20 protein-coding genes, 1 pseudogene and 1 riboswitch are annotated in these 22562 nt (G+C 59.6%); of the genes and pseudogenes, 7 read left to right on the top strand and 14 right to left on the bottom strand.

Going from position 1 to position 22562, the window contains the following annotated elements:
* Nucleotides 1–7: 7 nt before the first annotated feature.
* On the bottom strand, nt 8–619 hold the full coding sequence (gene cobO / locus BK659_RS20865) for a cob(I)yrinic acid a,c-diamide adenosyltransferase (protein ID WP_123426840.1): 612 nt from the start codon (nt 617–619) through the stop codon (nt 8–10).
* Nucleotides 620–700: 81 nt separating this feature from the next.
* Nucleotides 701–937: riboswitch (cobalamin riboswitch) on the bottom strand.
* Between the two features lie 157 nt (nt 938–1094).
* Between cobO and BK659_RS20860 the strand changes: the two genes are divergently transcribed.
* Nucleotides 1095–1679 (top strand): hypothetical protein, encoded by a 585-nt coding sequence (locus tag BK659_RS20860; RefSeq protein WP_123426978.1) that lies wholly within the window; start codon nt 1095–1097, stop codon nt 1677–1679.
* 109 nt (nt 1680–1788) lie between these two features.
* Here BK659_RS20860 and BK659_RS20855 read toward each other — a convergent pair whose 3' ends face one another.
* From BK659_RS20855 to BK659_RS20830, 6 genes are all read right to left on the bottom strand, one after another.
* Nucleotides 1789–2451 carry a class I SAM-dependent methyltransferase gene (locus BK659_RS20855; protein WP_123426839.1) on the bottom strand — a complete coding sequence of 221 codons (663 nt, stop codon included), beginning with the start codon at nt 2449–2451 and terminating at the stop codon, nt 1789–1791.
* 15 nt (nt 2452–2466) lie between these two features.
* Complete coding sequence (locus BK659_RS20850; RefSeq protein WP_123426838.1) at nt 2467–3000, bottom strand: C40 family peptidase; 534 nt, start codon at nt 2998–3000, stop codon at nt 2467–2469.
* A gap of 165 nt (nt 3001–3165) precedes the next feature.
* The gene (locus BK659_RS20845) at nt 3166–3786 is read right to left on the bottom strand and encodes a C40 family peptidase (protein ID WP_123426837.1); all 621 of its coding nucleotides are present in this window, start codon (nt 3784–3786) and stop codon (nt 3166–3168) included.
* Between the two features lie 213 nt (nt 3787–3999).
* Nucleotides 4000–4704 (bottom strand): DnaA regulatory inactivator Hda, encoded by a 705-nt coding sequence (gene hda / locus BK659_RS20840; RefSeq protein ID WP_008033543.1) that lies wholly within the window; start codon nt 4702–4704, stop codon nt 4000–4002.
* Nucleotides 4705–4937: 233 nt separating this feature from the next.
* The gene (locus BK659_RS20835) at nt 4938–6008 is read right to left on the bottom strand and encodes an AI-2E family transporter (protein WP_123426836.1); all 1071 of its coding nucleotides are present in this window, start codon (nt 6006–6008) and stop codon (nt 4938–4940) included.
* Nucleotides 6009–6043: 35 nt separating this feature from the next.
* A complete protein-coding gene (locus tag BK659_RS20830) occupies nt 6044–7099 on the bottom strand; it encodes a DUF2066 domain-containing protein (protein WP_185015423.1) in 1056 nt (351 codons plus the stop codon).
* Nucleotides 7100–7485: 386 nt separating this feature from the next.
* Between BK659_RS20830 and purM the strand changes: the two genes are divergently transcribed.
* The 4 genes from purM to BK659_RS20810 all read left to right on the top strand — a co-directional run bounded on the left by purM (nt 7486) and on the right by BK659_RS20810 (nt 10435).
* Complete coding sequence (purM, locus tag BK659_RS20825; RefSeq protein ID WP_123426834.1) at nt 7486–8544, top strand: phosphoribosylformylglycinamidine cyclo-ligase; 1059 nt, start codon at nt 7486–7488, stop codon at nt 8542–8544.
* 11 nt (nt 8545–8555) lie between these two features.
* The gene (gene purN / locus BK659_RS20820) at nt 8556–9206 is read left to right on the top strand and encodes a phosphoribosylglycinamide formyltransferase (RefSeq protein WP_123426977.1); all 651 of its coding nucleotides are present in this window, start codon (nt 8556–8558) and stop codon (nt 9204–9206) included.
* Between the two features lie 8 nt (nt 9207–9214).
* On the top strand, nt 9215–9928 hold the full coding sequence (locus BK659_RS20815) for a DUF3108 domain-containing protein (RefSeq protein ID WP_123426833.1): 714 nt from the start codon (nt 9215–9217) through the stop codon (nt 9926–9928).
* A 318-nt stretch (nt 9929–10246) separates the two neighbouring features.
* A complete protein-coding gene (locus BK659_RS20810; RefSeq protein ID WP_123426832.1) occupies nt 10247–10435 on the top strand; it encodes a hypothetical protein in 189 nt (62 codons plus the stop codon).
* Nucleotides 10436–10504: 69 nt separating this feature from the next.
* Here the strand turns inward: BK659_RS20810 and BK659_RS20805 are convergent, their stop codons facing one another.
* The 7 genes and pseudogenes from BK659_RS20805 to BK659_RS20775 form a co-directional block, all read right to left on the bottom strand.
* Nucleotides 10505–11044: a DUF2058 domain-containing protein gene (locus BK659_RS20805; protein ID WP_123426831.1), complete on the bottom strand. Its 540-nt coding sequence runs from the start codon at nt 11042–11044 to the stop codon at nt 10505–10507.
* A 25-nt stretch (nt 11045–11069) separates the two neighbouring features.
* Complete coding sequence (gene mazG / locus BK659_RS20800) at nt 11070–11903, bottom strand: nucleoside triphosphate pyrophosphohydrolase (RefSeq protein ID WP_123426830.1); 834 nt, start codon at nt 11901–11903, stop codon at nt 11070–11072.
* Nucleotides 11904–12057: 154 nt separating this feature from the next.
* Nucleotides 12058–14301 carry a GTP diphosphokinase gene (gene relA / locus BK659_RS20795; protein ID WP_123426829.1) on the bottom strand — a complete coding sequence of 748 codons (2244 nt, stop codon included), beginning with the start codon at nt 14299–14301 and terminating at the stop codon, nt 12058–12060.
* 123 nt (nt 14302–14424) lie between these two features.
* Nucleotides 14425–15777, bottom strand: a complete 1353-nt coding sequence (rlmD, locus tag BK659_RS20790) for a 23S rRNA (uracil(1939)-C(5))-methyltransferase RlmD (RefSeq protein ID WP_123426828.1) — start codon at nt 15775–15777, stop codon at nt 14425–14427.
* Nucleotides 15777–16679 carry a cysteine synthase CysM gene (gene cysM / locus BK659_RS20785; protein ID WP_123426827.1) on the bottom strand — a complete coding sequence of 301 codons (903 nt, stop codon included), beginning with the start codon at nt 16677–16679 and terminating at the stop codon, nt 15777–15779. The genes rlmD and cysM overlap by 1 nt, the downstream gene beginning before the upstream one ends.
* Before the next feature lie 169 nt (nt 16680–16848).
* Nucleotides 16849–17607: pseudogene (locus BK659_RS20780) on the bottom strand (sensor histidine kinase); the annotation flags it as partial.
* A 25-nt stretch (nt 17608–17632) separates the two neighbouring features.
* Nucleotides 17633–18355, bottom strand: coding sequence for a response regulator transcription factor (locus BK659_RS20775; protein WP_123426825.1), 723 nt, complete (start codon nt 18353–18355; stop codon nt 17633–17635).
* A gap of 218 nt (nt 18356–18573) precedes the next feature.
* Between BK659_RS20775 and BK659_RS20770 the strand changes: the two genes are divergently transcribed.
* Together BK659_RS20770 and BK659_RS20765 are read left to right on the top strand one after the other, a co-directional pair.
* Nucleotides 18574–21324 (top strand): response regulator, encoded by a 2751-nt coding sequence (locus BK659_RS20770; protein ID WP_123426824.1) that lies wholly within the window; start codon nt 18574–18576, stop codon nt 21322–21324.
* Nucleotides 21325–21528: 204 nt separating this feature from the next.
* Nucleotides 21529–22518, top strand: coding sequence for a 2-hydroxyacid dehydrogenase (locus BK659_RS20765; protein ID WP_123426823.1), 990 nt, complete (start codon nt 21529–21531; stop codon nt 22516–22518).
* Nucleotides 22519–22562 lie beyond the last annotated feature (44 nt).

Raw genomic sequence — 22562 nt, 5'->3', positions numbered from 1 at the left:
AAGAGGCTCACAGCTCAACGCCTTTCTGCGCTTTGATCCCGGCCTGGAAGGCATGCTTGATCATGCCCATTTCAGTGACCGTGTCGGCCAGTTCGATCATTTCCGGCTTGGCACCGCGACCGGTGACCACCACATGCTGCATCGGCGGACGCGCCTGCAAATCGCTGAGCACCTGGTCAAGGTCCAGGTAACCGTGCTTGAGGGCAATGTTCAGCTCATCGAGCACCACCAGGCCAATGTCCGGGTCACGTAGCAGTTCACGGGATACTTCCCACGCGGCCTCGGCGGCGGCGATATCGCGCTGGCGATCCTGGGTTTCCCAGGTAAAACCTTCGCCCATCACATGGAAGCGCACTTGTTCCGGGAAGCGGCGGAAGAACAACTCCTCGCCGGTACTGCTGCGCCCCTTGATGAACTGCACTACGCCGCACTGCATGCCGTGGCCCATCGCCCGGGCGAGCATGCCGAACGCTGAACTGCTTTTGCCCTTGCCGTTGCCGGACAGAACCAGCAGCAAACCGCATTCGTTCGGCGAATTGGCAATGCGCTCATCGATCACGGCTTTCTTGCGCAGCATGCGCGCCAGATGGCGTTCGTCACGATCAGGGGAATCAGTCATGGGGGAGCTCTCCGTTGAGGCTGGATAACGGCGGGCAGGCATAGAAATAGACGGCAAGAAGCCTGGCATCGCCCACCGTGATGCCGCTGGATGGATCAGGCCGGTCTCCGGGCTCATGAGCGGCGGGATGGCCGAACTGCGCGCCTTCCCATGTCGACCTTCGACACAGTGGCTCAAAGCGCAGTTTTTACTCATTTACCGTTGCGGGGGCAGCGCCGGGATCGTCGCCCGCTCTGTCAAAGAACGCGCCCTCACCGGCTTCCCTGTTTCACTCGGTCGACCACTGGGTCACAGAGCACCTGAAACAAGTCGCGAAGGTTAGAGGGTTGGGGGTGGAGCGTCAATTAAAGCCGGGGACTCATCGATAGATAGAAACCGACCTCAATCAATAAACTGGCGCCAATCTTGTGCCACACTGAAAGCAGTGATATCAAAGAGCCACAACCTTACACCACAAGAACAAAGGGTGAGCAGCATGCAAGGCATGATCATCAGTAATCCCAAGCTGGAATTCCTGCGTCCGGTGCTGGAGCGCTGGTTCGAGTGTATCGACCGCTACAACGCGGTACGCGGCGATAATGAAAGTCCTTACTGGTTTGACGAACGCGCCAACCTGAGCCTGCTTTCGGCAGCGGCATGGATGGCAGAAATGGTCACCCTTGAACAGACTCCGACGAAAAAGCAGATCGAGGAAGGCGAGCGCAATGGCCGCGCCGATCTGTTTATCGCCAGTGGAGAAGAGCGCGCCTATCTTCAGGCCACCCAACGCTGGCCACGGGTCAACAACCTGAACCTCACCCAGGCCCTGCTTGATACCGTGAGCGATGCGAAAAAAATCAGCTATGCCAGCGACCTGAAGCTAGGCTGCCTGTTCGTCGCCCCACAAAAGACCCAGCACAGCCCTACGCCGGAAGAACTCCAGGACATGGTCGACGACCTGCAAAAGGAGCACACCTGCGCCGTGGCCTGGTACTTCCCCTACGCCTACCGCAAATTGCACAACGAAGCCGGCAACTACCATCCGGGCATCGCACTTTTGCTCAAAGAGGCACGCGGCTGATAACACGAGGAACAAAACGTCAAAAGATCGCAGCCTGCGGCAGCTCCTGCGAGGTGCGAATTATCCAATGTAGGAGCTGCCGCAGGCTGCGATCTTTTCCATCAACCCATTACTTTTTGCGACAAAGCGTCAGACCATCACCCAAAGGCAGCAACGACAGATCAACACGCGAATCATCCTTCAAGGCACGATTAAGTGCCTGGATGGCTCGGGTGTCTTCGCTCGCGGGATTTTCTTCCAGTACTCGCCCACTCCACAGCGTGTTGTCGAAAACCGCCAACCCACCGTTTCGCAGCAGCCGCAAAGCACTTTCCAGATAAGCCGGATAGTTGGCCTTGTCGGCATCGATGAAGATCAGATCGAAGCAACCGCCCTGCCCTTGCTGCTCAAGTTGAGCAAGGGTTTGCAACGCGGGCGCCAAACGCAAATCGATGCACTCAGCAAGGCCTGCCTCCTGCCAGTAACGGCGCGCCGTGGCGTTGTACTCTCCGGGAATGTCACAGCAGATCAGCGAACCGTCATCCGGCAAGGCGGCCGCCATGCACAAAGCGCTGTAGCCGGTGAAAGTGCCTACTTCAAGCAAACGCCTGGCGCCCGTAAGCTTGACCAGCAAAGCGAGAAACTGCCCCTGCTCGGGCGCTACCTGCCAGCGCGCCATCGGCAGCGCCTGGGTTTCGTCACGCAAACGGCGCAGCAGCGGCGTTTCGCGCAAGGAAACGTCGAGCAGGTAGTTATAGAGGGAATCGTCGAGATTGAGTGTGCGAGCGGTCATGACAACCTCTGCAGGCTACGGATTATGCGCTAGATGTTCTGGTTGAATAACACGCTTGGCGCTCAGGTAGGCTCTCTGCCAATAGGCCTTGGACAAGCTGTCCAGCTTCACTGTACCGCCGGTGGCTGGCGCATGCACGAAGCGGCCTTCGCCGACGTAGATCCCGGCGTGGCTGACGTGCGAACCGCCATTGGTGGCAAAGAAGATCAGGTCACCGGTTTGCAACGCCTCTTGGCCGATTTCCGGCGCTTGCATGCCGATCATCTCGCTAGTCGAACGCGGCAGGGAAATACCCGCGGCATCACGGTAGACGTAGCCAATCAGACCACTGCAATCGAAACCCGAGTCCGGCGTATTGCCGCCCCAACGATAAGGCGTGCCGACCAGACCCAACGCGCGAATCAGCACGTCTTCAGCGGCAGGCGAGAAAGATTGAGCGGGAGCAAAAACCGGAGCGCGAACGACTTTGACAGGCGGCGGAATACGACTGGCGCAGGCGCTGAGCAGCGCTGCGAAGAAGATAAGTGCGAGGCGGGCCGACATCGTCATGTACAGAACATCCTGATCTGGCTGCGGCTTTCTCTGCCGAGAGGCTGAAAACAAAACCGCGTAAGCAGGGCTTACGCGGTTAGTTAGTCAACAATAGATCAGGATTCTAGCGGCTACGCGCCAAACTTCAAGTAAGACTTTAAGTTAGCCTTACAAAAAGTCCGCTTACTTGCGTGCCGTGACTGTCGTTGGCGCCATGGCGAGTGCTCGCTTGGCTTCAATGAAGGTCTTGCTCCAGTAGCTGTCGCCCAGGTTATCGACCCGGACACCACCGCTGCGGCGGCTGCTGGAATGGATGAACTGGTCATCACCCAGGTAGATCCCGGCGTGACTGACGCGACCGCGACGACCATTGGTAGCGAAGAACAGCAAGTCGCCAGGCTTAAGGTTGTTGCGAGAAACCAACGGGGCATCCACGTTGATCATTTCGCGAGTGGAGCGTGGCAAGTTCATGCCAGCCTCTTCACGAAACAGATAACCGATGAAACCGCTGCAATCGAAACCGGCTTCAGAGGTACCGCCCATACGGTAACGGGTACCAACCAGGGACAGACCACGTTCGAGGATGCTGTCGGCCAGAACTGGAAGCTGGTAAGGCTTGCGGCCAGCGAAATCGGCCAGTTCTTTTTCGGTCGCCAGTTCTTCCTGGTAAATAACGGAAGACTGGGCAGTCGCTGAATTTTTAATCTGCTGATCGTTTTGTTGCGAGACCGGGGAATGAACCGCGCAACCAAAAAGCAGGGTGACAAGTGCGAGAGGCACGAGGGGTGCGAAGCGATTTAGCATGGGCACGACCGTGGCTGAAGTTGTAAAGAAGGCGAGACTATGCCTTCTATCGCCCTCATTTGCAAATTCAATCGATCCAAATGTGACTTATCGGCTTCTCGTTAACATCTAAGCGCTTAAGCCCATTTTAAATCTGCACGCGCCGTGAATACCTTTCCGGAAGCGGGTTTTCTGACGTCTGAAATATGCCAAAACGCGCTGCAGGCCGCAGTTTTACCAGCCCAGGGTTTCTTTGAGGAAGGGGATCGTCAGCTTGCGCTGAGCCTGCAAAGAGGCCTGATCGAGGCGCTCAAGCAGCTCGAACAAAGCGCTCATGCTGCGAGTACCGCGAGTCAAAATAAAATGCCCGACTTCGTCGGTCAGGTGCAGACCGCGACGCGACGCGCGCAATTGCAATGCACGCAACTTGTCTTCATCGGACAGGGGCCGCATCTGAAAAATCAGCGCCAGGGTCAAGCGGGATTTGAGGTCAGCGAGTTTTACCGGCAACTCGCGTGGCGAGGTTGAAGCGGCGATCAGCAGGCGCCGACCACTGTCACGCAGGCGATTGAACAGGTGGAACAACGCCTCTTCCCAATCAGCCCGCCCCGCCACTGCCTGCAAGTCATCCAGGCAGACCAGTTCGTACTGTTCAAGGTTGTCGAGGATCTCGATACCGCGATCCAGCAACTCGGCCAACGGCAGGTACACCGCCGGCTCCCCCAACTGCTCAAAGCGCAAGCACGCGGCTTGCAGCAAATGCGTACGCCCTACACCGTCCTTGCCCCAGAGATAGATCAGGCTTTCGGTCCAGCCGGCGTCGGCTTCGCACAGCCGCTCGACATAGCCGAGTGCAGCGGCATTGGCGCCGGGGTAGTAGTTGATAAAGGTAGCGTCATCACGCAGACGCACACCTAGGGGCAGCTGAATCGGTTTCATGCTGACTGAACAGTTCCAAACGAACCGTTAGTGGCCTCTGTGTAAAGTTTGCAAAGTTTATACCCGTGACGCCGGCCGCACAATGCAGCAGACCATAAGCAAAATCAAAGGTTTGCGTTAACTTGCGGGTATCGGCGGGGTTTGTTTGACGGCGTATGTGACAGCCAGGAGTGCTCTACAGGCCTGCCCGGCAACGCGCCGGGCAACCTTGAGCGCTTAATCGACGGCACTGATCAATCAGAATCTTCCGCACCGCTGTACATTCCAGAATCCTTATACAAATCATGCACATGGCGCACCAGCACCATAATCACCGCAGCCACCGGCAATGCCAGCAAGATCCCGGTAAAGCCAAACAACTCACCGCCCGCCAGGATCGCAAAGATCACCGCCACCGGATGCAGGCCAATTCGGTCTCCCACCAACAACGGCGTCAGCACCATACCTTCCAATGCCTGACCGACCATGAACACCGCAACAATCCCGATCATCGGATACAGATCGCCACCAAACTGAAACAACCCGGCGATCAATGCCGCGCCGATCCCGATCACAAACCCCATGTACGGCACGATCGCTGCCAGACCGGCAATCAAACCAATCAACAGCCCCAGCTCCAACCCGACCAGCATCAGACCGGCCGCGTAGATCACACCCAACGCCAGCATCACCAGCAACTGCCCACGAACAAATGCGCCAAGCACCTCGTGACACTCGTCCGCCAGCGATACCACTTGCTCTTCGCGATTACGTGGCAACAGGCTGCGCAGCTTCGCCATCATCAGGTCCCAGTCGCGCAACAGGTAAAAGCTCACCACCGGGATCAGCACCAGATTGGCCAGCCAGCCGATCAACGCCAGACCTGACGCCGTGGCGTGGCTGAGCACAATACCGACGATGTCCGTGGTCTGCCCCATATGTTCGCTGATCGCGGCCTTGACCTTGTCGAACTTCCAGAAGCCGTCCGCCAACCCGAGTTTCGACTGCGCCCAAGGCATCGCCGTGTGCTGCAACCAGTCGAGCATCTGTGGCGCCAGTTCATACAAGCGAAACAGCTGTTTTGCGAGCATCGGCACCAACACCAGCAGCAGCGTCATGACGACCAAGGTGAACAGCGCGAACACCGCGACCACCCCCCAGGTGCGCGACAGGCCGAGTTTCTCCAGGCGATCCACCAGCGGGTCGAACAGATAGGCCAGCAACAACGCCACCAGGAATGGCGTGAGGATCGGATGCAACAGGTAGACAAACGCGCACAGCAGGGCCACCCCACCAAGCCAAACCCAACGCCGTGTATCGGCCATGAACCACTCCTGCTTTTATATAAGGAAAGAAAAACCTACCAGCGAAAACTCAGCTGCGCTTTTGGCGCGGGTGCCGGGGCGACCGCAGGTGTCGAACCGCCAACCGCAGGCTGAACCGGCGCAGGCGCAGGCGCAGCACCCGCTGACACTTCTTGCAACTTCGCCAGACTCAACTGCGCTCGCAGTTGATCGGCACTGCCGTTGACTCGATACACGATCCGGTCACCCTCGACACTTTGCAGGCGCGCACCAAATGGCTCCAGCAAATGCCCCAGCGCCGCGTAACGCTCCAGGTTCATGCCTTGCACCTCAAGCAGCTGTTCAGTGGACGCCCCCGGCTTGGCAACAAAACGCGGCGCCAGACGCTGACTCACTGCCAGCAATACCGCATCGGCCAAGGCCGCCGTGTCAGCCCCTTGCGCGCTGCCTTGCTCACGCTGGTCACCCAGCCACAAATGCCACTTGGCCTGCCACTGACCGCCCTCTTCATGCGCATGCACGGCCAGCAAAGCATCCGCACCGTAGCGTTCGGAAATCCCATGCAACGGCGCCGGATCGTTGCCTTCAAGATGCGGCGCAGTGGCGACGATCTGCTCGTTCAGGTCACCCAGCGGCAAACGCAATGGCAGACCGCGATGCTGAGCCGCACGCCGCAACGGCGCGGCACTGGCCTGACCGTCGCCAACCAGACTTGAGCCTTCAGCCGAATCGTTCAGCCACCAACCGAGAATCGACGGTCGATTGGCGCCCCACAAGGCGAGCCCGGCCTGACGCAGCGCCCGATCGGTACTCACCGGGTCGAAGTCGACTTGCAGGCTTTCCGGCGGTCCGGCGTCGTAGCCATATCGGCTGATAATCTGCTGCGGGTCCTTGCGAATCGCCGCCAACCCCGGGTTTTGTGCTGCCTTGGCGTCACCGGTCAGGCGCAGCACCAGGGTTTCCAGCGCACGCTGGGTAGCCTGATCGCGCTCTTCCGGGGCCTGACTGCTGACCGGCTCGCGCACTTGATAGAGACCGTTAACGGTTTGGGCATGACCCGCCAGGCTGACCAACGACAAACAGCCTGCAAACAGAAATTTACACAAACGCATAGAGGATTCCCGACGACAAAAAGCGGCTGGAACAGACCGCATGAACAGACTTGAGCAAGGCTGTGACCACCGGCCTGCGCAAAACATTCACGTGATCGATGGAAGTTTTCACCCTGTCATAACGATAGCCGGTTAACGGCTATACCTTATACAGCCACGAGCGACGTCACCAGCATGGGCATTTTCGGTTTTTTTTAACGCGATATGCCCCTGCCCGTCGGCCCGAGGATGGCCGCTGCCCCTCAAGCCTGATAAAATCGCGCGCCTTCGTAGACCGGCAACGGCTGGGAACTCTGAAATGCTTGCGCGGCAATCGCGCCACACGTATTTCAGCGTACTCGCCGAACTCGGTCGTTACCCCTGAATCCCCCCTAAAGGCCTGGATCATGAGCAAGCAACCCTCCCTGAGCTACAAGGACGCCGGTGTAGACATCGACGCCGGTGAAGCATTGGTCGAACGCATCAAGAGCGTCGCCAAGCGCACTGCGCGCCCGGAAGTCATGGGCGGCCTGGGCGGTTTCGGCGCCCTCTGCGAAATCCCGGCTGGCTACAAGCAGCCTGTGCTGGTTTCCGGCACCGACGGCGTCGGCACCAAACTGCGCCTGGCTCTGAACCTGAACAAGCACGACAGCATCGGCATCGACCTGGTTGCCATGTGCGTCAACGATCTGGTGGTCTGCGGTGCCGAGCCGTTGTTCTTCCTCGACTACTACGCCACCGGCAAACTGAACGTCGACACCGCCGCCCAAGTGGTTACCGGCATCGGTGCTGGCTGCGAACTGTCCGGCTGCTCGCTGGTTGGCGGCGAAACCGCTGAAATGCCTGGCATGTACGAAGGCGAAGACTACGACCTGGCCGGCTTCTGCGTGGGCGTGGTCGAGAAATCGGAAATCATCGACGGTTCGAAAGTCGCTGCTGGCGATGCCCTGCTCGCCCTGCCGTCTTCCGGCCCGCACTCCAACGGCTACTCGCTGATCCGCAAGATCATCGAAGTGTCCGGTGCAGACATCGAAAACATCCAGCTCGACGGCAAGCCGCTGACCGAACTGCTGATGGCGCCGACCCGTATCTACGTCAAGCCGTTGCTCAAGCTGATCAAAGACACTGGCGCAGTCAAGGCCATGGCCCACATCACCGGTGGCGGCCTGCTCGACAACATTCCTCGCGTCCTGCCAAAAGGCGCTCAGGCCGTGGTTGACGTAGCGAGCTGGACCCGTCCGGCGGTGTTCGACTGGCTGCAAGAGAAAGGCAACGTCGACGAAACCGAAATGCACCGCGTGCTGAACTGCGGCGTCGGCATGGTGATCTGCGTTGGCCAGGAGCACGTTGAAGCTGCGCTGAACGTACTGCGTGAAGCCGGCGAACAGCCTTGGGTCATCGGTCAGATCGCTACCGCTGCCGAAGGTGCGGCACAAGTTGAGCTGAAGAACCTCAAGGCGCATTGATGCAAGAGCAGATGCCCGCAACCTGTGATGTTGTGGTGCTGTTGTCCGGCACCGGCAGTAACTTGCAGGCCTTGATCGACGACGCGCAGAACGCGGACAACCCTGCGCGCATTCGCGCGGTGATCTCGAACCGCGCTGATGCCTACGGCCTTCAGCGCGCCAGGGACGCGGGTATCGACACCCGCACTCTGGATCACAAGGCTTTCGAAGGTCGCGAGGCCTTCGATGCCGCCTTGATCGAATTGATCGACGCCTTCCAACCCAAGCTTGTGGTACTGGCCGGATTCATGCGTATTCTCAGCGCTGATTTCGTCCGTCACTATCAGGGTCGCCTGCTCAATATCCATCCTTCGCTGCTACCCAAATACAAAGGGTTACACACTCATCAGCGAGCGCTGGAAGCTGGCGACACTGAACATGGCTGCAGCGTGCACTTCGTCACCGAGGAACTCGATGGCGGACCACTGGTCGTACAGGCAGTAATACCGGTAGAGTTGCACGATACGCCGCAGAGTCTGGCGCAACGGGTTCACACCCGCGAACACCAGATTTACCCGATGGCCGTACGCTGGTTTGCCGAGGGCCGACTGAGCCTTGGCGAGCAGGGTGCTTTACTGGATGGTCAGTTACTCGCGGCCAGCGGTCACTTGATTCGAAACTAGGAGATTTTATGCGTCGCGCCCTGCTCTTCGCTTGTGCTCTGTTCGCCCTGCCCCTCGCGCAGGCGGCAGATCTTCAACCGTTCTCCGCCAGCTACACCGCCGACTGGAAGCAGCTTCCGATGAGCGGCTCGGCCGAACGCAGCCTGTCGAAAAATGCCAACGGCTCCTGGACCTTGAATTTCAAGGCCTCCATGCTGGTTGCCAGCCTGACCGAGGAAAGCACCCTGAAGCTGGACAAGGACGCCTTGCTGCCCCAGTCCTATCGCTTCGAACGCGGCGGGCTGGGTAAAGCCAAGAAGGTCAATCTCGACTTCGACTGGACCACCAAGATGGTCACCGGTACCGATCGCGGTGATCCGGTCAAGGTACCACTCAACACCGGCATGCTGGACAAGTCCACTTACCAACTGGCCTTGCAGCGCGATGTAGCAGCCGGCAAAAAAAGCATGAGCTATCAAGTGGTCGAAGGTGAAGACACAGACACCTACGATTTCCGCGTGATCGGCCCAGAGAAAGTCCAGACCAAGGCCGGCTCGGTCGATGCGATCAAGGTCGAACGTGTCCGCGACCCGACACAGAACAAGCGCATCACCGAAATGTGGTTCGCCAAGGATTGGGGCTACATCCTGGTAGCCCTGCGTCAGGTCGAGACCGACGGCAAGGAGTACAACATCATGCTCCAGGACGGTACGGTCGACGGCAAGGCTGTCAAAGGCAGCTAAGCGGATCGAAATGAAGAAGCCTCGCGAATGCGGGGCTTTTTTTTGCCTTTGAATTGAAAAGATCGCAGCCTGCGGCAGCTCCTACAGAAGAAGGTGCATTACCGCAGGCTGCGATCCTTTGATCTCAAAACATGAATCTTTTGTCATGAAACTCAACGCCCTGCGACCGAATGTCACGGCCTGCAAGGGCTGCGGGATTTTTTCAATTTCTGCAAAAGATCATTACCGACCGTAGGCATTTACTTAGCAAGCTATCAAAATATATAACAAAGGCCTGCACACGCCTTGCTGCAGATCAATTGAGATTGGAGCCAGCAGATGACTGTAAAAGTAACTGAACGCGACGATTCACATATGTCCCACGAAGGCGTAGCCGCCGGTATCCGGATCTGGGACGTACATCAACAAGACATGCTGGTGGGGATGTTCCACTCCGAGAGTGATGCCCACAGCTATAAGGCCGAACTGGAAAATCTGGAACAGCAACGAGACGCCCGTTCCGTGTAATGACAGCATTGAAAACGACAAACCCCGCCAATGAGCGCGGGGTTTGTCGTTGTTGCAACCTCTAAAGGCTTACCACATCAGATCGTCAGGGATCTGATAGGCCGCGTACGGATCGTCCGCATCGACTTCTTCGGTCTGGGTGTTCAGCTGCACAATGCGCTGTGGATCGCGCTCCTGGATCTTCAGTGCCGCCTCACGAGGAATCACTTCGTAGCCGCCAGCGTGATGCACGATCGCCAGGGAACCGCTGCTGAGCTTGTTGCGCATCAGGGTGTTGACAGAGATGCGCTTGACCTTCTTGTCGTCAACGAAGTTGTAGTAGTCCTCGGTGGTCAGCTTCGGCAGGCGCGAGACTTCGATCAATTGCTTGACCTGAGCGGCGCGGGCCTTCTGCTCGGCCTTTTCCTGCTGCTGGCGATTGAGCTCCTGGTCGCGCTTGACCTTCTCGGCCATGGCCTCCTGGGCCGCACGCTGCTGGGAGTCATCGAGTTCGATCTGACCTTTATGGACCAGACGTTGCTGCTTCTGTTTTTCTTTGCCGACCTGTTTGGCCTGCTTTTGGTTGACCAGCCCTGCTTTGAGCAACTGGTCGCGAAGGGAAAGGCTCATGGTGCTTACTCACTTAGGCAACAGCTCAGCCGCAGCTGGGCAAATTCTTTTCCTGACGTTTGGCTTCGCCCCACAAGGCGTCCAACTCTTCGAGGGTGCAATCTTCTATGGGACGACCGGTATCGCGCAATGCCTGTTCGATAAATCGGAAGCGTCTTTCAAACTTGCTGTTGGCGCCGCGCAATGCGGTTTCCGGATCGACCTTCAGGTGACGCGCCAGGTTGACCACGGAAAACAGCAGATCGCCGACCTCATCACTGATGGCCGCCGAGTCGTTATCCGCCATGGCTTCGAGCACTTCATCGAGCTCCTCGCGGACCTTATCAAGCACCGGCAACGCGTCCGGCCAGTCGAAACCCACCTGCCCCGCACGCTTTTGCAGCTTGGCCGAACGGGACAATGCAGGCAGCGCCGCTGGCACATCATCCAGCAAGGACAACTGCTCCGGTGCCTGGGACTTCTCGGCCCGTTCCTCGGCCTTGATCTCTTCCCAACGTTGTTTAACCTGCTCCTCACTGAGCCGCGGGATATCCAGCGGCGCGTACAGATCACCGGTCGGGAATACGTGGGGGTGACGACGAATCAGTTTGCGGGTGATGCTATCGACCACACCGCCGAACTCGAAACGCCCCTCCTCCCGCGCCAGTTGGCTGTAATACACCACCTGGAACAGCAGATCACCCAACTCACCCTGCAAATGCTCGAAGTCGCCGCGCTCGATGGCGTCGGCCACTTCGTACGCTTCTTCCAGGGTGTGCGGGACGATAGTCTGCCAGGTTTGCTTGATATCCCACGGGCAGCCGAACTGCGGATCCCGCAGCCGGTTCATCAGGTGAAGCAAGTCTTCAAGTGAATACATCTATCAATCTCTTCACAAAACCCATGTGGGAGCGAGCTTGCTCGCGATAGGGCCGGCACATCCAGCATAACTGTTGACTGGACAACCGCCATCGTCGGATCGCCGCCCGGAGCAAGCTCGCTCCCACATAAAGCAGCCCCCACATTGATCACCGTCACGGGGTGCGGTTACGCCGGGTTTCGATGATGTTCGGCAACTGGGAAATACGCCCCAACAACCGCCCCAAGGCGTCCAGACCCGGAATCTCGATGGTCAGGGACATCAACGCAGTGTTGTCCTCTTTGTTCGAGCGGGTGTTGACCGCCAGCACGTTGATCCGCTCGTTGAGCAGCACTTGCGAAACGTCACGCAGCAAACCGGAACGGTCGTAGGCACGAATGATGATGTCCACCGGATAGGTGAGCACCGGCACCGGCCCCCAGCTGACCTGAATGATCCGCTCAGGCTCGCGCCCGGCCAGTTGCAGCACCGAGGCGCAGTCCTGACGGTGAATGCTGACACCACGGCCCTGGGTGATGTAACCGACGATCGCGTCGCCCGGCAACGGCTGGCAGCAGCCGGCCATCTGGGTCATCAGGTTACCGACGCCCTGGATCTGGATGTCGCCGCGCTTGCCTGGCTTGTAGCCGGTGGCTTTGCGCGGAATCAGTTCCAGCTGTTCGTTGCCGCGTTCCGGCTCGACCAGTTGCTGTGCCAGGTTGACCAGTTGCGCCAGGCGTAAATCGCCGGCACCCAATGCGGCAAACATGTCCTCGGCGGTTTTCATGTTGGCCTTGTCGGCCAGCTTTTCGAAATCCACCTGCGGCAGACCGAGGCGATTGAGTTCGCGTTCGAGCAGGGTTTTGCCGGCTGCGACGTTCTGGTCGCGCGCCTGCAATTTGAACCAGTGAACGATTTTCGCCCGTGCCCGCGAGGTGGTGATGTAGCCCAGGTTCGGGTTCAGCCAGTCACGGCTCGGCGTGCCGTGTTTGCTGGTGATGATCTCGACCTGTTCACCGGTTTGCAGGCTGTAGTTGAGCGGGACGATCCGCCCGTTGATCTTCGCACCACGGCAGTTGTGACCGATTTCGGTATGCACGCGGTAGGCGAAGTCCAGTGGCGTCGCACCTTTTGGCAAGTCGATGGCGTGACCGTCGGGGGTGAAGATGTACACCCGATCCGGTTCGATATCGACCCGCAACTGCTCCGCCAGACCACCGATATCGCCCAGCTCTTCGTGCCACTCGAGCACCTGACGCAGCCAGGAGATTTTCTCTTCGTAGTGATTGGAACCGGATTTGACGTCGGTACCCTTGTAGCGCCAGTGCGCGCAAACGCCCAGCTCGGCCTCTTCGTGCATCGCGTGGGTGCGGATCTGCACTTCCAGCACCTTGCCTTCAGGACCGATGACCGCGGTGTGCAACGAGCGGTAGCCGTTCTCTTTCGGGTTGGCGATGTAGTCGTCGAACTCTTTCGGAATGTGCCGCCACAGGGTGTGGACGATACCCAGCGCGGTGTAGCAGTCGCGCATTTCCGGCACCAGCACGCGCACCGCACGCACGTCGTAGATCTGGCTGAATTCCAGACCCTTGCGCTGCATTTTGCGCCAGATCGAATAGATGTGTTTGGCCCGGCCGCTGATGTCGGCATCGACGCCGGTGGCCTGCAGTTCGCTCTGCAACTGGTTCATTACATCGCTGATGAAGCGCTCGCGATCAAGGCGCCGCTCGTGCAGCAACTTGGCGATCTGCTTGTACTGGTCCGGCTCCAGGTAACGGAAGGACAAGTCCTCCAGTTCCCATTTGATATGACCGATGCCGAGACGGTGAGCCAGCGGTGCGTAGATATCGAAGACTTCCCGGGCGACCCGGTTGCGTTTTTCGTCATCGGCGGTTTTCACCGCACGGATCGCGCAGGTGCGCTCGGCCAGTTTGATCAGCGCGACGCGGACGTCGTCGACCATGGCCACGAGCATCTTGCGCAGGTTTTCCACCTGGCCCTGAGTGCCCAGCACCAACGACTGGCGCGGGCTCAGACTGGCGCTGATCGCGGCCATGCGCTGCACGCCATCGATCAGTTTGGCGACCACCGGACCGAAGCGCTGGCTGACAGCCGGCAGCTGGATATGACCTTCGCGTACGCCACGGTAAAGAATCGCCGCGACCAGCGAATCCTGATCGAGCTTGAGGTCGGCGAGAATCTCCGCGATCTCAAGGCCTGTACGAAAACTCGACGTACCTTCAGCCCAGAGATTCTTCGCCGCATTGTCTTGCTGTTCGGCCTGACGAGCGAACTCGCAGGCTTCTTTCAAGGCTTCGCGATCCAGTGCCGGATCGACACTGACCGCATGATCGAGCCAAGCCTCGAGATTGATACTGCCGTCGGTATTGATCGGCTGGTGCGCTCTCACCTGTACCATCTTGCTTACCTTCCCTACGACGCAGATTCAATGCGTCAAATCGCTGACCTTCGTTGCCCATGCGCCCTCGCTGGGCTGACGCGGCTGATGCATGGGCGGTCTAGTCGGACCAGACGAGCCATCCTAGCTCGCTTCAAATAACGCCATGGCCTCGACATGTGCCGTCTGAGGAAACATATCGAGGATCCCGGCACGTTTTAACCGGTAGCCCTGCTTGATCAATTCGACCGTGTCGCGGGCCAAAGTTGCCGGGTTGCACGACACATAGACCAACCGCTTGGCGCCCAGCGATGCGAGTCTGCGCACCACCTCGAAAGCACCGTCGCGCGGTGGGTCCAAGAGTACCGCAGAAAAGCCCTCGCTGGCCCATTTGGCATCAGCCAAAGGCTGGGATAAATCGGCCTGAAAAAACTTCGCGTTATGCAGATTGTTGCTAGCGGCATTCGCAGCGGCGCGCTCGACCATGGTCTGCACGCCCTCCACCGCCACCACTTCACGGACCTTCTGCGCCAGCGGCAAGGCAAAGTTACCCAAACCACAGAACAGATCGAGCACGCGCTCGTCAGCCGCAGGCTTCAGCCATTCCAGTGCCTGAGCGACCATCGCTTCGTTGACCCCGGCGTTCACCTGAATGAAGTCGCCCGGGCGATACGCCAGTTCAAGATTCCATTGTTCAAGTCGGTAACCCAACGCCTGATCGGCATCGACCGGTTGCGGTTCGCCTTCGCCATGCAGCCACAATTGGGCGTCATGGAATGCGCAGAATTCCTTGAGGATGCTCAGATCACTTTCAGACAGTGGCGCCATGTGCCGCAGCAACAGTGCCAGGGATGAACCGGCGAACAATTCCACATGACCCAACGCCTGAGGCTTGCTCAACCGCCGAAGCATTTCCGGCAAGCGGCTCATGATCGGCTGCAAGGGCTGTACCAGCACCGGGCAATCATTGATGCCGACGATGTCCTGGCTGCCGGCGGCGCGAAAGCCGACTTCGAGCTTTTTCGTCTTCACGTCCCAGCGCACGGCGACCCGGGCACGACGTCGGTAGGCGAATTCAGGACCGCTTAACGGTGCGGCCCACTGCTCGGGCTCGACACCGGCCACTCGCGACAATTGTTCAGCGAGCATGCGCTGTTTCAGGGCGAGTTGTTCGTTGTGGGGCAGATGCTGCACGCTGCAACCACCGCAGCGCCCGGCATGGGCGCACGGCGCCGGGCGACGCAATTGATTGGCGACGAAGACGCGCTCGGTGCGCGCTTCGACAACTTTGCCGTGGGCGCCCAGCACTCGCGCCTCGACGTCTTCACCGGCCAAAGCGCCGATAACGAACCAGGTGCGACCTTCGAAAAATGCGATACCGCGACCGTCATTGGCCAGGCGCTCGATGGTCAAGCGCTGCTTTTTGCCGGTCGGGACTTGCGGGGCCTTGCTGCCGCCAGTGGGTTGGAAGCGCAGGCCTCTCTCTTGCTTGGCCATCAGTTGGGCGCGTCGAAAATGCCGGTCGACAAATAACGGTCGCCGCGGTCACAAATGATCGCGACCATCACCGCATTTTCAACTTCTTTGGACAGGCGCAGCATCGCTGCCACCGCACCACCCGAGGACACGCCACAGAAGATGCCTTCTTCGCGCGCCAGACGACGGGTCACGTCTTCGGCTTCGCTTTGGGCCATGTCGACGATCCGGTCAACCCGGTCGGCTTGATAGATCTTTGGCAGGTATTCCTGCGGCCAGCGACGGATACCCGGAATCGCCGAGCCTTCCATCGGCTGCAAACCAACGATCTGTACGGCCGGATTCTGTTCTTTCAGGTAACGCGAGACACCCATGATGGTGCCCGTGGTGCCCATGGAGCTGATGAAATGGGTGATGCTGCCCTGAGTCTGACGCCAGATTTCCGGGCCGGTACCGGTGTAGTGCGCCTGCGGGTTATCGCCGTTGGCAAACTGATCGAGCACCTTGCCACGGCCGTCGGCCTGCATCCGCTCGGCGAGGTCGCGAGCACCTTCCATGCCCTCTTCCTGGCTGACCAGAATCAGCTCGGCGCCATAAGCGGTCATCGCGGCCTTGCGTTCGGCACTGGAGTTGTCGGGCATGATCAGGATCATCTTGTAACCCTTGATCGCCGCGGCCATGGCCAGGGCAATCCCGGTATTGCCGGAGGTCGCCTCGATCAGCGTATCGCCGGCATGGATCTGCCCACGCAACTCGGCACGGGTAATCATCGACAGCGCCGGACGGTCCTTGACCGAACCCGCCGGGTTATTACCCTCGAGCTTGAGCAGCAGGGTGTTGCTGGTGGCGCCAGGCAGGCGCTGCAAACGAACCAGCGGAGTGTTGCCGACGCAATCGGCGATGGTTGGGTACTGCAAGGTCATGGCGTATTCGCAATCCAGACTGCGGGGGCGCCCATCATACCGGCAAACGCGCGCAGGCCATATCACGCAAAGTATGGGGCTTATGGCTTATGGGAATAAGCGCTGGTTTTGTGGTGGCTTGTAGATTGCCATCGCGAGCAAGCTCGCTCCCACATTGGATCTGTGTCGCTCATAAATCCCCTGTGGGAGCGAGCTTGCTCGCGATGGCGTCGGCACTGACGCCATCAACGTGAGCCAACAACCGCATATTAAGCCGCAACCCCTGCCTGGCATTTTCCGCCCACAAGCGTCCGCCCTGACGCTGCACCGCGTTGCGCGCGATGCTCAGGCCCAGGCCAAAGCCGCCATTGCCGGGGCGTGAGCCGTCGAGTCGGGTGAACGGGTCGAAGATAGGCTCCAGGTCGCATTCGGCGACTCCGCCGCCCTGGTCTTCGAGCCACAGATGCCAATAGTCACCGTCGCGCTGGCCGTCGAGGCGCACCCAGCCGCCGGTCGGAGAATGACGAATGGCATTGCGCAGGATGTTTTCCAGCGCCTGGGCCAGGGTATTCAGATTGCCGCGAACCCAGCATGAAGCATCCACCGCGCAGTGCAGTTGCTCGGCAGGCCAGCCGCTTTCATAGCAGGCGTTTTCCGTGAGCATTTCCCAAAGGGCCTGAATCTGGATCGCCTCATCCGGTAATGGCGAGCGTTCCATGTCGAGCCAGGCCAGTTGCAGGGTGTCCTCCACTAGCCGCTGCATGGCATCGACTTCACGACCGATTCGCTCGCGCAGTTGCAGCAGGTCCTCTTCGCTTTCACTGGCCACCCGCAGACGGCTTAACGGTGTGCGCAGTTCATGAGACAAGTCGCGTAGCAGTTGCTGCTGCAGGGCCACGGAGCCTTGCAGGCGTTCGGACATTTGATCGAAGGTGCGGGTCTGTTCACCCACGCGGTTCAACGGTACCAGCCGATCAGATCTGTTCATCAAACGCACTCAATACATAACCCTTGCCCCAGACCGTGCGCACTTCACGCTCGCTGTAGCCGACAGCCTTGAGTTTGCGGCGGATCTGGCTGATGTGCATGTCCAGGCTGCGGTCGTGGGGAGCGTAGCCGCGCTGTAATACGTGCTGATAAAGGAAGGCCTTGCCGAGCACTTCATCGCCATTGCGATTCAGGGTTTCCAGCAGCCGATATTCGCTGCGGGTCAGTCCGGCCCACTGCTCGCCATAATGAACATCACACAGTTCATCGTCGAAACGCAGGCTGTGAACGTCGCTGTTGACCGGTGGCGACCCATGCCGACGGTCCAGGGCCACCCGCCGCAGGATGGCTTCGATGCGCACCCGCAACTCGGCCATGCTGAAAGGCTTGGGCAGGTAGTCGTCGGCGCCCAGACGAAAACCGCTGATGCGATCCGCTTCGGCGCCCAATGCCGACATCAGCAGCACCGGAGTGGAATCACTGGTCCGCAGGTCGGTCAGTACCGCCAGCCCGTCCATGCCCGGCAGCAAAATATCCATCAGTACGACATCGAAGGTTTGCTTACGGGCAATCGCCAACCCTTCCTTGCCGTTCTGGCACCAGGTCACCTGAAAACCACAACGTCCCAGATGTTCATGGACATAAGCCCCCAGCACGAGGTCGTCTTCAATCGCCAGGATACGAGGGGGGCCAACGGATACGGGAGTCATTAGCTTCTGCAAGTCATTCTCAATCACTGATTATTCAAGATTGCCCGGCAGTGAGCAACCCGCGACTTTCGTAGCAGGCTCCCGAGACCTTCAAACCGTCACAAAGCTCTGGGTAATTTGCCGAGATTGCCCGCCTGCAAATCGCTACACTGCGCGGGTAGCGCGTGCCGGATGCACGCATGGATCATCTATAAACAGCGTGATAGCAGGAGAGTGACGTGCTGAAGAAACTGGGGATCAAAGGTCGCGTAATGTTGTTGACCTTGTTGCCGACCAGCCTGATGGCCTTGGTTCTGGGCGGCTATTTCACCTGGATGCAGCAGTCCGATCTGCAAACCCAACTTCTGCAACGCGGCGAAATGATCGCCGAACAATTGGCACCTCTGGTCGCCCCGGCCATGGGCCACAGCAATGACGACCTGCTGGAGCGCATCGCGACCCAATCACTGGAGCAACCGGACGTACGCGCCGTATCGTTCCTGGCGCCAGACCGCACGCAACTGGCGCACGCCGGCCCGCTGATGCTCAACCAGCCGCCCACAGGCGACAGCACGCACATGCTGCAACGCACCGGCAGCGACGCCACCCGTTACCTGTTGCCGGTGTTCGGCAAACATCGCAACCTGGCCGGCGAGCTGATCCCCGATGAGTCCGATCGTTTGCTGGGTTGGGTCGAACTGGAACTCTCCCACAATGGCATGTTGCTGCGTGGTTACCGCAGCCTGTTCGCCAGCGTGCTGTTAATCGCCGCAGGTCTGGTCGGCACCGCGCTGCTGGCATTGCGTATGGGCCGCACCATCAATACACCGCTCAACCTGATCAAACAGGCCGTGGCACAACTCAAGGACGGTCATCTCGAAACCCGCCTGCCACCGCTCGGCAGTCAAGAGCTGGACGAGTTGGCCTCGGGTATCAACCGCATGGCCAGCACCCTGCAAAACGCCCAGGAAGAACTGCAGCACAGCATCGATCAGGCTACTGAAGACGTCCGGCAAAACCTCGAAACCATCGAGATCCAGAACATCGAGCTGGACCTGGCGCGCAAGGAAGCCCTGGAAGCGAGCCGGATCAAGTCCGAGTTCCTCGCCAACATGAGCCACGAGATTCGTACTCCGCTCAATGGCATCCTCGGCTTCACCCACTTGCTGCAAAAAAGCGAACTGACGCCGCGTCAGCTCGACTACCTGGGCACCATCGAAAAGTCCGCCGACAGCCTGCTGGGGATCATCAACGAGATTCTCGACTTCTCGAAAATCGAGGCCGGCAAACTGGTGCTCGACAGCATTCCGTTCAACCTGCGCGATCTGCTGCAAGATACCCTGACCATCCTCGCCCCGGCCGCCCACGCCAAACAGCTGGAACTGGTCAGCCTGGTTTACCGCGACACCCCGCTGTCGTTGGTCGGTGACCCGCTGCGGCTCAAGCAGATCCTCACCAACCTTGTGAGTAACGCGATCAAGTTCACCCGCGAAGGCACCATCGTCGCCCGCGCCATGCTTGAAGAAGAACACGAAGACAGCGTGCAACTGCGTATCAGCATTCAGGACACCGGCATCGGCCTGTCGAATCAGGACGTGCGCGCACTGTTTCAGGCCTTCAGTCAGGCCGACAACTCGTTGTCCCGGCAACCCGGTGGCACGGGTCTGGGGCTGGTGATTTCCAAGCGTCTGATCGAGCAGATGGGCGGCGAGATTGGTGTCGACAGCACACCAGGGGAAGGCTCGGAATTCTGGGTCAGCCTGAGCCTGCCGAAAACCCGCGACGATGCCGAAGACTTGCCGGCACCACCGTTGCTCGGACGGCGCGTTGCGGTGATGGAGAACCACGAACTGGCACGCCAGGCCTTGCAGCATCAACTGGAAGACTGTGGCCTTGAAGTGACACCGTTCAACACCCTGGAAAGTCTGACCAACGGTGTTACCGGTGCGCATCAGACCGAGCAGGCGATCGACCTCGCCGTGCTCGGCATCACCTCCAACGACATGCCGCCGGAGCGACTCAACCAGCACATCTGGGACCTCGAACACCTGGGTTGCAAAGTGCTGGTGCTGTGCCCGACCACCGAGCAGACGCTGTTCCATCTCTCGGTGCCCAACCCCCACAGCCAATTGCAGGCCAAACCGGCCTGCACTCGCAAATTGCGCCGGGCGCTGTCGGATCTGGTCAACCCGCGTCAGTTGCGCAACGAACCGGGCGAGCCGGTTTCCAGCCGCGCGCCGAAAGTACTCTGCGCCGACGACAACCCGGCCAACCTGCTGCTGGTGCAAACGCTGCTCGAAGACATGGGCGCCAAGGTGCTGGCGGTCGAAAGCGGGTACGCGGCGATCAAGGCGGTGCAGACCGAAGCCTTCGATCTGGTGCTGATGGACGTACAGATGCCGGGCATGGATGGACGCCAGAGCACCGAAGCGATTCGCCAGTGGGAAAGCGAACGGCATTGCACACCGCTGCCGATCGTCGCCCTCACCGCGCACGCCATGGCCAACGAAAAACGCGCCTTGCTGCAAAGCGGCATGGACGATTACCTGACCAAGCCCATCAGCGAACGCCAACTGGCGCAGGTGGTATTGAAATGGACCGGGCTGGCCCTGCGTAACCACGGGCCGGAGCGGGCCGACGCCTACGGCAGCACCAGCGACCTGCTGGTGCTCGACCCGGATGAAGGCCTGCGCCTGGCAGCTGGCAAAGCCGATCTGGCGGCTGACATGCTGGCGATGTTGCTGGCCTCGCTTGAAGCCGACCGCGAGGCGATTCGCGTCGCCCGTGAAAGCAATGACCAGAATGCCCTGATCGAACGCGTCCACCGCCTGCATGGCGCGACGCGCTATTGCGGCGTTCCGCAGCTGCGCGCGGCCTGTCAGCGCAGCGAAACCCTGCTCAAGCAACAAGACCCCAAAGCGCAGGCGGCGCTGGAAGAACTTGAACGGGCGATCAACCGTCTGGCCTCGCAAGCGCGTATTGGCGCCTGACCCAGATCAATATCACCGGGCGCCACAAAGGCTAATGTAGCAGCTGGCGAAGGCTGCGTTCGGCGGCGCAGCCGTCGTAAACCCGGCATACGCGGTTTACCTGAAAGACCGAAGTAGCTGATTTCACGACGGCTGCGCCGCCGAACGCAGGCTTCGCCAGCTGCTACGGGGACGGGGACGGGGGGAGATTTCCAGGAGGACACGATGCGCACGATTCTCTTCAGCAGCCAGACTTACGACCGTGACAGCTTTCTCGCTGCCAGGCTGCCCGCCGGTATCGAGTTGCACTTTCAATCCGCGCGCCTGAGCCTGGACACCGCGGCGTTGGCCGAGCAGCATGAAGTGGTCTGTGCCTTTATCAATGACGACCTCGGCGCGCCAGTGCTTGAACAACTGGCCGCCGGCGGCACGCGACTGATCGCCCTGCGCTCGGCCGGTTACAACCACGTTGACCTGCCCGCAGCGAAACGCCTTGGTTTGAGCATCGTGCGCGTGCCGGCCTACTCGCCCCACGCCGTGGCCGAACACGCGGTGGCCTTGATCCTGGCGCTGAACCGCCGTCTGCACCGCGCCTATAACCGCACCCGCGAAGGTGATTTCAGCCTGCACGGGCTGACCGGTTTCGACCTGTGCGGCAAGACCGTCGGCGTGGTCGGTACCGGACAAATCGGTGCCGTCTTCGCGAAAATCATGGCCGGGTTTGGCTGCAAGCTGCTGGCCTATGACCCCTTCCCCAATCCTGAGGCCCAGGCCCTCGGCGCCCGTTACCTGGCGTTACCGGAGCTGTTGGCCGAAGCGCAGATCATCAGCCTGCATTGCCCGCTGACCGCCGAAAGCAAACACCTGATCAACAGCCAGTCACTGGCACACCTGCAACCCGGTGCCATGCTGATCAACACCGGGCGTGGCGGGCTCGTGGACACACCAGCGCTGATCGAAGCACTGAAAAGCGGTCAATTGGGCTATCTGGGGCTGGATGTCTATGAAGAAGAAGCACAGTTGTTCTTCGAGGACCGCTCCGACCTGCCATTGCAGGACGATGTGTTGGCGCGCCTGCTGACCTTCCCCAACGTCATCGTCACCGCGCACCAGGCCTTCCTGACCCGCGAAGCATTGGCCGCAATCGCCACGACCACCCTGCAAAACATCACCGATTGGGCCGCTGGAACACCACGGAATCGGGTCGAAGGCTGATTTGGCCTGATCGAAGGTCGCATCCATGGGCCATGCCTGATTCT

This window comes from Pseudomonas brassicacearum (assembly GCF_003732225.1).
Taxonomy (GTDB): domain Bacteria; phylum Pseudomonadota; class Gammaproteobacteria; order Pseudomonadales; family Pseudomonadaceae; genus Aquipseudomonas; species Aquipseudomonas brassicacearum_E.
Note: the sequence above shows the minus strand (reverse complement) of the source record. Positions and strands in the feature narration are given on the sequence as shown.